General features: G+C 73.7%; 18 protein-coding genes. 15 read left to right on the top strand and 3 right to left on the bottom strand.

What is annotated here, in order from left to right:
• Positions 1–381 precede the first annotated feature (381 nt).
• The 7 genes from C593_RS0110170 to C593_RS0110145 all read left to right on the top strand — a co-directional run bounded on the left by C593_RS0110170 (position 382) and on the right by C593_RS0110145 (position 5,655).
• The gene (locus tag C593_RS0110170) at positions 382–636 is read left to right on the top strand and encodes a MoaD/ThiS family protein (protein ID WP_018847194.1); all 255 of its coding nucleotides are present in this window, start codon (positions 382–384) and stop codon (positions 634–636) included.
• 10 nt (positions 637–646) lie between these two features.
• On the top strand, positions 647–2,461 hold the full coding sequence (locus C593_RS0110165) for a hypothetical protein (protein WP_018847193.1): 1,815 nt from the start codon (positions 647–649) through the stop codon (positions 2,459–2,461).
• A 287-nt stretch (positions 2,462–2,748) separates the two neighbouring features.
• Positions 2,749–3,498 (top strand): LmeA family phospholipid-binding protein, encoded by a 750-nt coding sequence (locus tag C593_RS0110160; protein ID WP_018847192.1) that lies wholly within the window; start codon positions 2,749–2,751, stop codon positions 3,496–3,498.
• Positions 3,499–3,784: 286 nt separating this feature from the next.
• Positions 3,785–3,868, top strand: coding sequence for a putative leader peptide (locus C593_RS33670; RefSeq protein ID WP_355648638.1), 84 nt, complete (start codon positions 3,785–3,787; stop codon positions 3,866–3,868).
• Between the two features lie 148 nt (positions 3,869–4,016).
• Positions 4,017–4,856 (top strand): sulfurtransferase, encoded by an 840-nt coding sequence (locus C593_RS0110155; RefSeq protein ID WP_018847191.1) that lies wholly within the window; start codon positions 4,017–4,019, stop codon positions 4,854–4,856.
• Positions 4,857–4,902: 46 nt separating this feature from the next.
• Complete coding sequence (locus C593_RS0110150) at positions 4,903–5,190, top strand: DUF1416 domain-containing protein (RefSeq protein WP_018847190.1); 288 nt, start codon at positions 4,903–4,905, stop codon at positions 5,188–5,190.
• 198 nt (positions 5,191–5,388) lie between these two features.
• Complete coding sequence (locus C593_RS0110145) at positions 5,389–5,655, top strand: DUF3099 domain-containing protein (RefSeq protein ID WP_018847189.1); 267 nt, start codon at positions 5,389–5,391, stop codon at positions 5,653–5,655.
• Positions 5,656–5,674: 19 nt separating this feature from the next.
• On the opposite strand, the gene C593_RS0110140 is transcribed toward C593_RS0110145, so the two are convergent.
• Positions 5,675–6,037 carry a DsrE family protein gene (locus C593_RS0110140; RefSeq protein ID WP_018847188.1) on the bottom strand — a complete coding sequence of 121 codons (363 nt, stop codon included), beginning with the start codon at positions 6,035–6,037 and terminating at the stop codon, positions 5,675–5,677.
• 13 nt (positions 6,038–6,050) lie between these two features.
• On the opposite strand from C593_RS0110140, the gene C593_RS0110135 reads away from it, so the two are divergent.
• The 6 genes from C593_RS0110135 to ygfZ all read left to right on the top strand — a co-directional run bounded on the left by C593_RS0110135 (position 6,051) and on the right by ygfZ (position 10,734).
• A complete protein-coding gene (locus C593_RS0110135) occupies positions 6,051–6,398 on the top strand; it encodes a hypothetical protein (protein WP_018847187.1) in 348 nt (115 codons plus the stop codon).
• Positions 6,395–7,276: a hypothetical protein gene (locus tag C593_RS0110130; protein ID WP_018847186.1), complete on the top strand. Its 882-nt coding sequence runs from the start codon at positions 6,395–6,397 to the stop codon at positions 7,274–7,276. Before C593_RS0110135 ends, C593_RS0110130 begins: the two co-directional genes overlap by 4 nt.
• The gene (locus tag C593_RS0110120; protein ID WP_486591103.1) at positions 7,273–8,265 is read left to right on the top strand and encodes a hypothetical protein; all 993 of its coding nucleotides are present in this window, start codon (positions 7,273–7,275) and stop codon (positions 8,263–8,265) included. Before C593_RS0110130 ends, C593_RS0110120 begins: the two co-directional genes overlap by 4 nt.
• A 267-nt stretch (positions 8,266–8,532) precedes the next feature.
• Positions 8,533–9,105 (top strand): heme-binding beta-barrel domain-containing protein, encoded by a 573-nt coding sequence (locus C593_RS0110110; protein ID WP_018847182.1) that lies wholly within the window; start codon positions 8,533–8,535, stop codon positions 9,103–9,105.
• A gap of 107 nt (positions 9,106–9,212) precedes the next feature.
• A complete protein-coding gene (locus C593_RS0110105) occupies positions 9,213–9,758 on the top strand; it encodes a Fur family transcriptional regulator (protein WP_018847181.1) in 546 nt (181 codons plus the stop codon).
• A gap of 10 nt (positions 9,759–9,768) precedes the next feature.
• On the top strand, positions 9,769–10,734 hold the full coding sequence (gene ygfZ, locus C593_RS0110100) for a CAF17-like 4Fe-4S cluster assembly/insertion protein YgfZ (protein WP_018847180.1): 966 nt from the start codon (positions 9,769–9,771) through the stop codon (positions 10,732–10,734).
• 73 nt (positions 10,735–10,807) lie between these two features.
• Here the strand turns inward: ygfZ and dtd are convergent, their stop codons facing one another.
• Positions 10,808–11,245 carry a D-aminoacyl-tRNA deacylase gene (gene dtd / locus C593_RS0110095; RefSeq protein ID WP_026277550.1) on the bottom strand — a complete coding sequence of 146 codons (438 nt, stop codon included), beginning with the start codon at positions 11,243–11,245 and terminating at the stop codon, positions 10,808–10,810.
• 160 nt (positions 11,246–11,405) lie between these two features.
• Here dtd and C593_RS0110090 point away from each other — a divergent pair, with 160 nt between their 5' ends.
• Both C593_RS0110090 and C593_RS0110085 read left to right on the top strand, forming a co-directional pair.
• Positions 11,406–12,002, top strand: coding sequence for an RsiG family protein (locus C593_RS0110090; protein ID WP_037745194.1), 597 nt, complete (start codon positions 11,406–11,408; stop codon positions 12,000–12,002).
• A gap of 88 nt (positions 12,003–12,090) precedes the next feature.
• Positions 12,091–13,077 carry an asparaginase gene (locus tag C593_RS0110085; RefSeq protein WP_018847177.1) on the top strand — a complete coding sequence of 329 codons (987 nt, stop codon included), beginning with the start codon at positions 12,091–12,093 and terminating at the stop codon, positions 13,075–13,077.
• 98 nt (positions 13,078–13,175) lie between these two features.
• Here C593_RS0110085 and C593_RS33295 read toward each other — a convergent pair whose 3' ends face one another.
• Complete coding sequence (locus C593_RS33295) at positions 13,176–13,340, bottom strand: hypothetical protein (RefSeq protein WP_018847176.1); 165 nt, start codon at positions 13,338–13,340, stop codon at positions 13,176–13,178.
• Between the last annotated feature and the right edge of the window lie 67 nt (positions 13,341–13,407).

Below are 13,407 nucleotides of genomic sequence, written 5' to 3'. Positions count from 1 at the left end.
CCGTAACAACGACCCGGAAACGCAAAAGGACCCGGGGGCTGCTCTGCCCGGATCCTCTGCCCAGCACAATAGCCCAGATGCCTTCCGTGCAAGAGGGCGGATTTCACACTGTGGACGTGTCCTGGATCTCCTCCCGCCCCTTGCGCGCAACATGTGCGGCCGGGTGCGGGGCGCTGACCAGCGCGGCGGACGGGTGATGCCGGTGCGCTGTATACGGGGCGGCGCGTGGCGGCACAGGGGGCGCGAAGGGCGCGCGCGGGAGCACGGGCGGGCCCGCGGCGATCCGGGCGGGTGGTGTCGGGCGCCGGGGAGCGTCGTCCAGGCCGCCGGGGCGATGACCCATCATGGAGGCGGCGCGACACGAATGAGAGGAGTGCCGCTATGGCAGCGGGGACCATCCGCTACTGGGCCGCGGCCAAGGCGGCGGCCGGGACGGCCGAGGAGCCGTACACGGCCGGCACGCTCGCCGAGGCGCTCGACGCGGTACGCGAACGCCACCCGGGCGAACTGAGCCGCGTCCTCCTGCGGTGCTCGTTCCTCGTCGACGGTGACCCCGTCGGGACCCGGAGCCATGAGACCGTACGCCTTGCCGAGGGCGGCACGGTCGAGGTGCTCCCGCCGTTCGCAGGAGGGTGAACCGCACAGCATGAGCAGCGATCAGCAGTACCCGTACGACCCGTACCGGCAGCAGCCGCCCTGGCAGTCCCACGAGGACCGGGCCGCCGGTCAGGGGGACGGGCACCAGGACGGGGGCGCGGCCGCGGCGCAGACCTGGCAGGGCGAGACCTGGGACACCCAGTACCAGCCGGCTGTCCCTCCCTCGTTCCCGCCCACGTCGGCCCCTGCGGGGCCGCTGCCGCCGCATGCCCCTGCGGGGCCCCTGCCGCCGGAGGCGGGCTACGCGCCGTCGCCCGGGGACGGCTTCCCGCAGCCCGCCACGCCCGCCGGACCGCCCGCTCCCGCTCCTGGCGGCGTCGGATACGCGCAGGGTGGGGGCTCTCCCGCGCACGGGGGTGCCCACCCGTCCCACGCGGGCGGCCAGTCGGCGCCGGGACCCGGCCGGGTGCCGCCCGCCCCAGCCGGCGCCGGCTACGCGCAGGCCCCGGGCCCTGCGTCGTACGGCACCGGCGTCCCGGCCCACCAGGTGCCGGAGGCGGGCCACGCGGCGCCGCAGGGCGCGGGGCTCGCGCAGGGCGGGTGGTCTCCGGTGCACGGGGGCGCCCAGTCGTCTCACGCCGCCGGGCCGGCCCAGCACGCGGGCGGCCACCCGGCGCAGGGCGCGGGCCACTCGGCGTCGGATGCGGGCCATCCGGCACCGCACGGCCCGGGGTCTCCCGTGCACGCGGGTGCGTACTCGTCCCACGGCACCGGTGTGCCGGCCCACGCCGCCGTGCTGCCCCCGCACGCGGGCGGCCACCCGGCGCAGGGCGCGGGCCACTCGGCGCCCGAGGTGGGCTACCCGGGGCCGCAGGGCCCGGGGGCTCCCGCGCACGGGAGCGCGTACCCGTCCCACGGCACCGGCGTGCCGGCCCACGCCGCCGGGCCGGCCCAGCACGCGGGCGGCCACGAACCTCACGCGGTGGGCCTCGCGCCGGGCGCGGCCCACGGCGTGCCCGAGGCGCACGCGTACGGGGACGCCACCCCCGCCGGCGCCTCCGCCACCGACGGCTACAGCACCCCCACCACCGGCGGCAACGCGCGGGTCACCGATGCGCAGCGAGCCCGGGCCGAGGGGCGTTCGCCGGTCATTCCGCCCGGGATCCAGCCCGCTGGGCTGACCGCCGGGCTCGGGCTGCTGCTCGCCGGCGGGGCCGCGCTCGGCCCGTACGCGCTGCTCGTGCCGCTCGTCATGCTCCAGGCGGTGACCGCCGCGGGCTGGTTCCGGCTGAACGGAATGTGGCCCGCCCGTCAGGGGATCGCCCTCGCCTTCGCCGGCGGACTCGCCGCCGACGTCGCGCTGCTCGCCGCCGCCGACGGCGACGCGACCGGCGCGATTCTCGGCACCCTCGGGGTCTGGGTGCTCCTCACCCTCGTCCTCCAGCTGCGCAGTCGCGCCGCCGCCGACGAGCGGCTCTACGGGCTGATGGCCACCGTCGTGTCCGCCGCCCTCGCGATCCTGGCGACGGCCCACCTCGCCGCCGAGCCCGACGCGGTCGTGGCGGGCGGAATCGCCGTCGCCGCCGCGACCGTCGCCCGGGCCCTCCCGCTGCCCGGCCCGGTCTCCCTGGCCGTCTCGCTCGGCTCCGCCGCCGGTGCGGGGGCCCTGGCGGGCGCCCTGGCCGGACTCGGCGTTGGCGACGGGGCGCTGCTCGGCGCGGTCGCCGGGGCCTGTGCGCTGATCGGCCTGCGGGTGGCCAGCTACGACTACCCGTCCCGCTTCGTACACATGACCGCGGGCGTCGCCCTGCCGCTGACGGCCGCCGCGCCCGCGGTGTACCTCCTCGGCCGCGCGCTCGGCTGACCGCCGTCCCGGCCGCCCCGGGAGACAGCCGGCCCGAGGGAGACATGGGACGGCGGTCTCCCGGGCACAGGCAGCAGGTAACAAGCAGCAGGCAACAGGTAGCAGGCAGCAGGAACAGGTAAGCGGAGAACACGGGCCGGTTGCGCAGCGAAGCGCGCCGGTCCGGTGCGCGTCCCGGAACCAACGGCGGTCCCGGGACGTCGATCATTGAGCGGATGGCGTCGTCCGGACCGATCTCGCCCGTGGGCGGCCGGGGGCCACAGACAGGGTGGGGGACACCGAACACTATGCGTGCACTGCGGATACTGCTGATCGTCGCCGTCGTCCTCGGCGGCCTCTTCGCCGCCGCCGACCGGCTGGCGGTCAACTACGCCGAGTCGGAGACGGCCGACCGCATCCGGACCAGCCAGGGCCTGGACCGGACGCCGGAGGTCTCCATCCACGGCTTCCCCTTCCTGACCCAGGTCCTCGGCAAGGAACTGGACGAGGTCGACGTGGCGCTCTCCGACCTCACCGCCACCGCCGGCGGCAATGAGGTCAACGTGACCGAGGCGCGCGCCGAGCTGCGCGGGGTGCGCATCGACGGCTCCTTCTCCTCCGCCACCGCCACCCGGGCCGACGGCTCGGCCCGGATCTCCTACGCGGACCTCACGGAGGCCGCCCCCGGCGGCGCCGAGGTCACCTACGCGGGCCCCGAGCGCGCGGCCAAAGGCCAGGTCAAGGTGAGCGGCCCGCTGGTGAAGCTGCTGGAGGACGCGGACGTCCCGCTGCCGGAGGCGGCGAAGGCCCTGATCGGCGACCGCGAGGTCGCCACGTACAGCACGGTGACCCTGGTGGAGGGGGCGACGGTCCGGCTGGAGGCCGAGTCGCTGCCGAAGCTGCCGCTGCCGGGCTTCGAGGAGCGGCTGCGCAAGGCCGTCGACCTGGACCTGAAGATCGAGGGGCTGCCGTCCACCATCACGCTCGACAAGGTGGAGGCCGGGGAGACCGGCCTGCGCTTCTCCGGCACGGGCGAGGACGTCCGGCTGACGGGCTGAGCCCGGCACGGAGGAACGGCCCGGAACCGGCGCGGAGGAGCCCGGCACGGAGCCGGCGCGGAGGAGCCCGGCCCGGAGCAACCCGGCCCGGAAACGCGCCCGGACGGCCGTTGGCCGCATGCTGAGACAGTGCCGTCCGGCAGGCAGATCAACCGAGGGGCGGAGCCCCCGCGCACCGCGCGGGGGAGGGCTCCTCCCCTCTCCCCGTTCCGCATAGTGGACGATCGCGTCTCACGATACGACACGCCGGTGACACCGCGCCCGTCTCGTCCCTACGATCGGTGCCATGAAGCAGCGACAGGCGGATCTCACGAAGCGGCGGGCAGTAGACCTGTGCCGCGTCGCCGCCATGCTCTGTCGCACCGTCTGAGCGGGTTCACACTCCCGTATCCCTCAGGCCCTCCGACCTTCGACGTCGGGGCCGCTCCGTGCAGGTCGACGCGCCTTCCGCGCGTCCCGCACACCCCGCGCACCACGCCCGCGCACCACCGCCGCACACTGCCCCGGAGGAGAAACTCATGAGCCGCAGCGACGTCCTGGTCGACGCCGACTGGGTCGAGGCCCACCTCGACGACCCGAAGGTCGTCATCGTCGAGGTCGACGAGGACACCTCGGCCTACGACAAGAACCACATCAGGAACGCGATCCGCATCGACTGGACCAAGGACCTCCAGGACCCGGTCCGCCGTGACTTCATCGACCAGGAGGGCTTCGAGAAGCTCCTGTCGGCGAAGGGCATCGCCAACGACTCCACCGTCGTCCTCTACGGCGGCAACAACAACTGGTTCGCCTCCTACGCCTTCTGGTACTTCAAGCTCTACGGCCACGGTGACGTCCGCCTCCTCGACGGCGGCCGCAAGAAGTGGGAGCTGGACTCCCGCGACCTGGTCGCCGAGGTCCCTGCCCGCGAGGCCACCGACTACAAGGCCAAGCCGCAGGACACGTCGATCCGCGCCTTCCGCGACGACGTGGTGAACGCGATCGGCAGCCAGAACCTGGTCGACGTCCGCTCGCCCGACGAGTTCAGCGGCAAGCTGCTCGCCCCGGCGCACCTCCCGCAGGAGCAGTCGCAGCGCCCCGGCCACGTGCCGAGCGCCCGCAACATCCCGTGGTCGAAGAACGCCAACGACGACGGCACCTTCAAGTCGGACGAGGAGCTGAAGGCCCTCTACGCCGACGAGCAGGTGGACCTGGCGAAGGACACCATCGCCTACTGCCGCATCGGTGAGCGTTCCGCGCTCACCTGGTTCGTCCTGCACGAGCTGCTCGGCGTCGAGAACGTCAAGAACTACGACGGCTCGTGGACCGAGTACGGCTCCCTCGTGGGCGTGCCGATCGAGCTCGGCGCCAACAAGTAACCGGCGTCAACAGACCATCCCGATCCGACCTTTCTGGAGTAGCAACATGTGTGGAGCGAAGGCCGGCGGCCCCGACGCCTCGACGATCAAGCCCGGTGAGACCACCATCCAGGGCCAGGTGACCAAGGACGGCGAGCCCGTCACCGGTTATGTGCGCCTGCTGGACTCGACCGGCGAGTTCACCGCCGAGGTCCCGACCTCCGCGACCGGGCAGTTCCGCTTCTACGCGGCCGAGGGCACCTGGACCGTGCGGGCGCTCGTCCCGGGCGCCACCGCGGACCGCACCGTCGTGGCACAGACCGGCGGTCTCGCCGAGGTCGCGATCGCGGTCTGAGGTCCGAAACGACCCGCATCATCCGCATCACGCGCACCACAGGAGTCACCTGCGCGACCTGCACGACCTGCACGACCTGACCGGCCGAAGGGCCGCACCTCCTGGGGGTTGGACGCTACCGGGAACGAGGTGCGGCCCTTCGGTCATGCCCGGCCCCGTTCCGGGGGCTCGTCCGGGGCGCGGCCGTACCCTGGAGACATGCTCGCCCGGAGGCGCCGCACCTACTTCCTGATGATGGGCGGCTGCCTGGTCCTGTTCGTGTCCGCCTGGGCCGTCGTACGGCTCTGGTCGGTGCCGGTCGCGGTCGGGATGTGCGTGGTGGCCATGGTGATCCCGCCCGTCGCCGCGGTGATGGCCAACCGGCGCGGCCCGGACGACCGCTGGTGGGACGACCCGTCCGGCGACCCCACGTCCGACGAATGGTGGGACGAACTGGACGGCAAGCGCCGCCCGCCGCCGTCCTGACGTCTCCCCGCGCGAGACGTCAGTAGACGAGTGCCTGGACGTCGTCCTGCACGGCCTCGCTCACGAACACCTGCGCCCCGGCGATCCGTACGCCCTCCAGCACGTCCTTCTCCGTGATCCCGCGCCGCGCCGCGCACTGCGTGCACAGGGTGACCGACCCGCCCGCCAGGATCGCGTCCAGCAGCTCGGGCAGCGGTGCCGCGTGCGGGAGTTCGAACTCGGCGGCCCGCCCCGGCAGCGTGAACCACGACGACTCACCGGTCAGCCACAGCGACACCTCCACCCCGCTGGCGACGGCGACGGCCGCCACCGTGAAGGCCTGCGAGCAGCGTTCGGGGGCGTCGGCCCCGGCGGTCACCTTGATCACGAGCTTCTTCGCCATATGCCGAACTGTAATGCTCCTGACCACAACCCCCGGTAGGCGCTGCGGGTCAGCTCTCTGTGCGCGGATACGGAATCCGCGCCTCGAAGCCCGTGGGGGACTCACTGAGGGCCAGCAGTGGTACCTCGACGAGGACGACTGGGCGGGCAACGACGGCGAGCCCATCCCCGGCAGCGCCGAGGGCCGCACCTACGTCTTCGACGAACCCCACCGCGAGGCGGGCTACGAGCCCCTGTACCAGGGGCGGGCCGTGGCCTGGCGCGGCGACATCGTGATGATCATCGAGTACGCGAACAACGCGGGGCCGGTCGACGAGAAGGCCCTGAAGTCGCTCGCGAAGCGCCAGTTGGAGCGACTGTGAACGAGCCGACGAACTCGGGCGTGCGGCCGGAGCCGCAGCCGGCCGCCGAGACACCGCCGGCCCCCGGCCAGGTCACCGCCCCGACCCCCGACCGGGAAACCGCCCCGGTCACCGACCCGATCACCGCTGCCGCCCCCGACCAGGGCGCGCGTCGCCGACGCCGGCGGCGCCCGGTGGCGCTCGTCGCCGCCGTGGTGTGCACGGGCCTGGTCGCCGGTGCGGGCGCGTGGGGCTGGTCGGTCCTCCGGGACGCCGACCGCACCGCGCCCACCGTCCTGTGGGCCGAGCCCGACCCGGACACCGCGGGGCCCGTCCCCGAGGCGGAGCCCACCGGCCTCGCCGCCCACCTGCTGCCCGTACCGGACGACTACCTCCCCGGCCCCGACATCAAGGGCTTCGGCAACGACGGCGTCCTCAACGAGGCGCGGGCCGTCGCCCTGTTGAAGGAGGACTCGCGCGGCCTGCCGGGGCCGCAGCGCAAGCGGTTCGACAAGGCCGTCGGGGAACTGCGCGTCAAGGGGCTGGCCATGCGCAGCTACCGGTCGGCCGACGCCGAGTTCGTCGTGGAGACGCAACTCGCCCAGTTGGAGGCCAAGAAGGCCGTGAGCCGGATGACCGCCTTCCACAAGAGCCTGGGGGACTCGTCGTCCGGGTTCTTCCGCAAGGGGCCGAGGATCACGGGTCACCCGAAGGCCGTGTGCCTGCGGATGCCGAAGATCGACGGCGTGGGGATCGACGGCATGGTCTGCACGGCTCCCGTGGGCGAGATCCTCGTGCGCGTGTACGCGTACGGGCCGAAGGAGCTCCCGCTCGGAACGATCAAGGAGTTCGTGGGCGACCAGCTCGACCACGTCACGTCGCCCGGGGAGGCCGTGTGAGCACCGACGCCGTATCCGAGCCCGTGGCGACGACACCGCCCACGACCCCGCCGCCGTCCGGGGCCACGCCCGAGGCCCCGGTGCGGGCGGAGGCCCCCATGCCGGCGGAGGCCCCTGTGCCCCCGGCGCCCACCGCCTCGCCGGTGTCCCCCGCCTCGCCGGCGCCGCCCGTCCCGCCCGAGCCCACCGTCCCGCCGGAGGCCCCCGCCCCCGCCCCCGTGGTGAAGGACCGGCGGGTGCTGCGGGCCGTGCTGCGCTGGACGGCCGCCGTGGCCGTCTTCGCCACCGTCGCCGCCGGCAGCGCGTACGCCGTCGTGGAGCGCGAGCGGACCGACGTTCCCGGCCTCGCCACGCTGGACGACGGCCGCTGGACGTACCCGGAGCTGAGCAAGCCCGCGCTGCCCGCGGGCGCCCCGCTCCCGTTCGCTCCCTCGAACCGTGGCGAGATCCACTACGCCGACCTGGAGAAGCTGCTCCTCCCCGCCCCGGAAGGGGCCGCACCGGACCCGACCCTGCGGGGCGAGCGGAGCCGGGTCGGGGTCGAGCGCCATCTCCGGGAGTACGTCGCCGACGACCGCGAGCCGCTGCGTGAGCACCTGCGGGAGTCCCGGGTGCGCGAGGTCGTGGCCCGTGGCTGGCGGATGCCGGACGGCACCACCGCCCGGATCTTCCTGCTGCGCTTCCACACCTCGGCCGTCGCCGGGGACTACTTCGCCGCCCAGCTGGGCGGCGGCCTCGACACCCTCCTCCAACCCGTCGGCGTCGAGGAGATCTCCTCCTACGACGAGGGCTACGACAAGGCGGCCGACGTGGCGTCCACCGAGCGCTATGTCTACGACGAGCCGGCGCCCCGCGGTCCGGTCCACGTCCGGCACGCGTACATCACGGCGGGCGACACGATCGCCCTCGTGGTCCTCTCGCGGAAGGGCGAGGTCCCGGCCGTCCCCTTCCACCAGACCGTCGTCCTGCAGAACCAGCTCCTCGGCTGAACCCACCCGGCTGAGCCCGGGGCCGCCCTGCCCCGGCGGGCCGGGCACCTCGCAGAACGGGCCGCACCCCCAGCGACTAAGCTGGGTGCGGCCCGTTCTGCCGTCACGCGTCGTCGAGGAGCCCTCCCGTGATCGTTTTCTTCGAAGCCCTGCTGGTCCTGGTCTGCGTCGGCGTGCTCGCCTTCACCGCTCTGGCCGTGAAGAAGCTCTACCAGGGCCAGCGCTGACCTTCCGTACCGCTTCCGCCTTCGAACGACAGAGCTGCTCATGATCGAGATTCCGTCCGACCTCAACCCGGACCTCGTGCCCCTGGCCTTCCTCCTCGGTACCTGGGAGGGCGCGGGCGTCTCCGACTTCCCCGGCGCCGAGAAGTGCAACTTCGGCCAGTCCGTCACCTTCAGCCACGACGGCCGGGACTTCCTCGAATACGTCTCGCACTCCTGGGTGCTGGACGGCGAGGGCAACAAGGTCAAGCCCCTGGAGAGCGAGAGCGGCTACTGGCGGATCGACAAGGACCGCAAGGTCGAGGTCGTCATGGTGCGCGACCAGGGCGTCGTGGAGATCTGGTACGGCGAGCTGGCCGACCAGAAGCCGCAGATCGACCTGGTGACCGACGCCGTCGCCCGGACCGCCGCGTCCGGCCCGTACAGCGGGGGCAAGCGCCTCTACGGCTACGTCAACAGCGACCTGATGTGGGTCGGCGAGAAGGCCACCCCCGAGGTGGAGCTGCGGCCGTACATGTCCGCGCACCTGAAGAAGGTCGTCACGCCCGACGAGGTCGCCAACTGGGCCAAGGACCTGGGCGATCTGCCCGACGACGGCATCGCCTTCTTCAAGTAGTCCTCCGCCTTCGCCCTGACGGCAGCGGGCCGCCGCAGGGCGGGTACCACCGACGAGTACGCGCAGGGGCAGGCGGCCCCCGGGCCGCCGCTGCCTACACTGGGGGCGTGGTGAGCACCGACTGGAAGACCGATCTGCGCAAGCGCGGTTACCGGCTGACCCCGCAGCGCCAGCTTGTCCTCGAAGCCGTGGACACCCTTGAGCACGCCACTCCGGACGACATCCTGTGCGAGGTGCGCAAGACGGCGTCGGGCGTCAACATCTCCACCGTCTACCGGACCCTGGAGCTGCTGGAGGAACTGGGCCTGGTCTCCCACGCCCATCTCGGCCACGGTGCCCCGACCTACCACCTGGCCGACCGGCACCACCATCTGCACCTGGTGTGCCGGGACTGCACCGGGGTCATCGAGGCGGATGTGACGGTGGCCTCCGAATTCACCGAGAAGCTACGTCTCCGGTTCGGCTTCGACACGGACATGAAGCACTTCGCGATCTTCGGCCGCTGCGAGGACTGCACCAAGCGCAGCGAGAGCGCCGACAGCCCCACCAGCGCCGAAAGCACCGACAGCCTCAACCGCCCCGACAGCACCGGCAGTCTCAACGGCCCCGACAGCACCCGCAGCGCCGGGAAGACGCCCCCTGCCGGGTCGTAGGCTTGTTCGCATGAAGAGCCCTCTCCTGTCCCAGCCCGGCGCGGTGCCGGCCGAGGGACGCGACGAAGGGGTCGCCGCGCACTACGGCGACCTGTTCCGTGAGCAGCGCGCGCTCGCCGACGGCAAGGGTCTGGTCGACCTGTCGCACCGCGGGGTCGTCTCCGTCACCGGTGACGACCGGCTGAGCTGGCTGCATCTGCTGCTCACCCAGCACGTCAGCGACCTCCCGGCCGGGCAGGCGACCGAGGCCCTGATCCTCTCCGCGAACGGGCACATCGAGCACGCCCTCTACCTCGTCGACGACGGCACCACGGTCTGGGCGCACGTGGAACCGGGCACCCGGGAGGCGCTGCTCGCCTATCTGGAGTCCATGAAGTTCTTCTACCGGGTCGAGATCGCCGACCGCACGGACGAGTTCGCCGTGGTGCACCTGCCCGCCGGGTCGATCGCCGAGGTCCCGGCGGGCGCCGTCGTCCGGGAGGCCGCCCACGGCCGGGACGTGTTCCTGCCGCGCGCGGACCTGGAGCCGTACGCCACCGCCAACGGCCCCCTCGCGGGAATCCTCGCGTACGAGGCCCTGCGCATCGAGGGGCACCGCCCGCGCCTCGGCTTCGAGACGGACCACCGCACCATCCCGCACGAACTGGGCTGGATCGGCAGCGCCGTGCACCTCCAGAAGGGCTGCTACCGGGGTCAGGAGACCGTCGCGCGCGTCCACAACCTGGGGAAGCCGCCACGGCGGCTGGTCTTTCTGCACCTGGACGGCAGCGAGGTCCATCTGCCCGGTCCGGGCACCCCGGTGCGCCTGGCGGCGGACGGCGAGGAGGGCCGCCAGCTCGGCTTCGTCACCACCTCGGGCCGCCACCACGAGCTGGGCCCGATCGCGCTGGCCCTGGTGAAGCGGAACGTTCCGGTCGACGCCGAGCTGGTGGCGGGGGACACCGCCGCCGCGCAGGAGACCGTCGTCGAGCCGTAGCCCGGGGCAGCCGAGCCGCCCCCCGGCCCCCGGGGGGCGCGGTCCCAGGGGTCGGGGGGCGCGGTCCCGCCCGTCAGACCTCGACGAGGACCGTGAACGGTCCGTCGTTGGTCAGCGAGACCCGCATGTGCGCCCCGAAGCGGCCCGTCGCCACCGTCGCGCCGAGGGCCCGCAGCTGGGCCACCACCTCGTCGACGAGCGGTTCGGCGACCGGGCCGGGGGCTGCCGCGTTCCAGGTGGGGCGGCGGCCCTTGCGGGCGTCGCCGTACAGGGTGAACTGCGAGATCACCAGCAGCGGGGCGTCCGCGTCCGAGCAGGACCGCTCCTCGGCCAGAATGCGCAGGGACCACAGCTTGCGGGCCAGCCGGGCGGCCTGTTCCGGGGTGTCGTCGTGGGTCACCCCCACCAGGACGCACAGTCCCTCGCCCGTGATCTCGCCCACCGTCTCCGGGCCGGACTCTCCCTGCACCACGACGCTCGCGCCGTCAACCCTCTGCACCACTGCACGCATGCGGAGAAAACTACCTGGCGGCCATTCGGGGCCGAACAGGTGCGGACCGCCTGCGTCGGCGCACACCGGGGTGGCACCATGCACCAAGGCGGTGCACCCCCTCGGCCCACCGGGCCCCGGGAGGCTCCTGCACCGGTCGCGAGGGGACGGACGTACGCACATGAGCACCACATCTGGCGCCGGGCCGCGGCTCGGCCCCGTCACGGGAGCCGCGGCGGACCCCGGAGCGGTGGCCGCACCGCCCCGGCAGCGGGCCGGGGACGGGCTCCCCGGCCGTTCGGAGCCCGACCTCGTCGCCCTGCGGCTGCCCGAGCTGCGGGCCCTGCGCAGGGACTCCCAGCGCGACGAGGCGGACCTCAGCTATGTGCGCCGGCTGGTCCAGGGCCGTATCGACATCCTGCGGGCCGAGGTGGCGCGCCGCGCCGATCCGGAGTCACCGGTGGTCGACCGGCTCTCCGAGATCCTGGCCGACCCGCCGTCCGCCCGGGGCTCCTCCGCCCGGCACGTCACCCTGTCGACGCCGTACGGCGAGGAGTACCGGCGGCTCGCGGACGACGTCCTCGACGAGATCGGCCTCTCCGACCTCGGAGCCCGGACGGACGAGGAACTGCACGCGGCGATGGGCCGCCTGCACGCCTACGAGCAGCAGGTCTCCCGGCGCCGGCAGCAGCTCCAGCGGACGGCCGACGGTTGCAGCGCGGAGATCGCCCGCAGGTACCGTGAAGGCGAAGCACAAGTAGACGACCTGCTGATCTGAGCGGCCGCCGGGCGATCCCCGGGCGGCCCTGCCGGGACCGGTCCCGGCGTGCCCGGAGGGGCGGGTCCCGTACTGGAGACGCGCCGCCATGACCTCACCCACCGCCCCCGGTACCGCGGACATATCCCGGGCCGCAGCACCCCCCGTCCTGGCCGAGGTCGTCCGCTCCGGCTTCGTCGAGGGCCACCACCGCGGCTCGCTGGTCGTGCTGGCGGCGGACGGCAGCGTGGAGCTGGCCATCGGGGACCCGGCGGCGCCGGTGTTCCCCCGCTCGTCCAACAAGCCGATGCAGGCGGCGGCCGTGCTGCGCGCCGGTCTCGACCTGTCCGGGGAGCGCCTGGCGCTCGCGGCGGCCAGCCACTCGGGCGAGGCCTTCCACATCGAGCTGGTGCGCCGGATGCTCGCCGAGCACGGGCTGGACGAGGCCGATCTGCGTACCCCGCCCGACCTGCCGCTGGACCCGGCCGAGGCGGAGACCTACCTCGCGCAGGGGCACGTGCGGGACCGGGTGACGATGAACTGCTCGGGCAAGCACGCCGCGATGCTCGCCGCCTGCGCGCTCAACGGCTGGGACCGGGAGGGCTATCTCGACCCGGAGCACCCGCTTCAGCGGCTGGTGCACACGGTGGTGGAGGAGGCGTCCGGGGAGCGGGTCGCGGCGGTCGGCACGGACGGCTGCGGGGCGCCGCTGATGGCGATCTCGCTGACCGGTCTGGCCCGCGCCTTCCGGCACTTCGTGCTCGCCGCGCCAGGCTCCCCGGAGCGCCGGGTCGCGGACGCGATGCGCGCCCACCCGGAGTATGTGGCGGGCACCCGGCGGCCGGACACCTGGCTGATGCGGGAGGTGCCGGGCGCGCTGTCGAAGATGGGCGCGGAGGCGGTGCAGGCGGTGGCGCTGGCGGACGGCCGCGCCCTGGCCTTCAAGATCGACGACGGCGCGGGCCGCGCCCTGGGCCCGGTGCTCGCGCGGGCGCTGACCCGTATGGGCGTGGAGGCGCAGGTCGTGGACCGGATCGGCCATATGCCCCTGCTGGGCGGGGGCGCGCCGGTGGGCGGGGTCCTGCCGGCGTTCTGAGCCCGAGCCGGCCCTGGGCGTACGCGCGGGGGAACGCGCGGCCCGGTCAGCCCGCGCGGCCCGGGAGCCGTGCGGCCCGGTCAACCTGTGCGGGCCGGTCAGCCCGAGGTGACGGCGGGGGCGACCAGGAGCAGTCCGCCGACCCCCGCGCACGTCGCGTTCTCCGCCTTGATGCCGACCGCCAGCAGGGCGAGGCCCAGTCCGGCCGTGAATCCGTACCGGAACTGGACGTACTGCTCGACGACGAGAGCGATGAGAGGCATGGTGTGTCACTCCTTCGAGGGTGAGCCGCCGAGCTCGCACACCGTTGTGCTGCTGGGGAATTGGTCC

This window comes from Streptomyces sp. CNT372 (genome assembly GCF_000377145.1).
The sequence above is the reverse complement of the archived record's forward strand: the minus strand, read 5'-3'. Positions and strand labels throughout refer to the sequence as shown.

What these genes read in the sequence shown, in the direction of transcription:
- C593_RS0110170 (WP_018847194.1), top strand. Translation starts at nt 382, where the DNA reads ATGGCAGCGGGGACCATCCGCTACTGGGCCGCGGCCAAGGCGGCGGCC.
- C593_RS0110165 (WP_018847193.1), top strand. Translation starts at nt 647, where the DNA reads ATGAGCAGCGATCAGCAGTACCCGTACGACCCGTACCGGCAGCAGCCG.
- C593_RS0110160 (WP_018847192.1), top strand. Translation starts at nt 2,749, where the DNA reads ATGCGTGCACTGCGGATACTGCTGATCGTCGCCGTCGTCCTCGGCGGC.
- C593_RS33670 (WP_355648638.1), top strand. Translation starts at nt 3,785, where the DNA reads ATGAAGCAGCGACAGGCGGATCTCACGAAGCGGCGGGCAGTAGACCTG.
- C593_RS0110155 (WP_018847191.1), top strand. Translation starts at nt 4,017, where the DNA reads ATGAGCCGCAGCGACGTCCTGGTCGACGCCGACTGGGTCGAGGCCCAC.
- C593_RS0110150 (WP_018847190.1), top strand. Translation starts at nt 4,903, where the DNA reads ATGTGTGGAGCGAAGGCCGGCGGCCCCGACGCCTCGACGATCAAGCCC.
- C593_RS0110145 (WP_018847189.1), top strand. Translation starts at nt 5,389, where the DNA reads ATGCTCGCCCGGAGGCGCCGCACCTACTTCCTGATGATGGGCGGCTGC.
- C593_RS0110140 (WP_018847188.1), bottom strand. Translation starts at nt 6,037, where the DNA reads ATGGCGAAGAAGCTCGTGATCAAGGTGACCGCCGGGGCCGACGCCCCC.
- C593_RS0110135 (WP_018847187.1), top strand. Translation starts at nt 6,051, where the DNA reads ATGCTCCTGACCACAACCCCCGGTAGGCGCTGCGGGTCAGCTCTCTGT.
- C593_RS0110110 (WP_018847182.1), top strand. Translation starts at nt 8,533, where the DNA reads ATGATCGAGATTCCGTCCGACCTCAACCCGGACCTCGTGCCCCTGGCC.
- ygfZ (WP_018847180.1), top strand. Translation starts at nt 9,769, where the DNA reads ATGAAGAGCCCTCTCCTGTCCCAGCCCGGCGCGGTGCCGGCCGAGGGA.
- dtd (WP_026277550.1), bottom strand. Translation starts at nt 11,245, where the DNA reads ATGCGTGCAGTGGTGCAGAGGGTTGACGGCGCGAGCGTCGTGGTGCAG.
- C593_RS0110090 (WP_037745194.1), top strand. Translation starts at nt 11,406, where the DNA reads ATGAGCACCACATCTGGCGCCGGGCCGCGGCTCGGCCCCGTCACGGGA.
- C593_RS0110085 (WP_018847177.1), top strand. Translation starts at nt 12,091, where the DNA reads ATGACCTCACCCACCGCCCCCGGTACCGCGGACATATCCCGGGCCGCA.
- C593_RS33295 (WP_018847176.1), bottom strand. Translation starts at nt 13,340, where the DNA reads ATGCCTCTCATCGCTCTCGTCGTCGAGCAGTACGTCCAGTTCCGGTAC.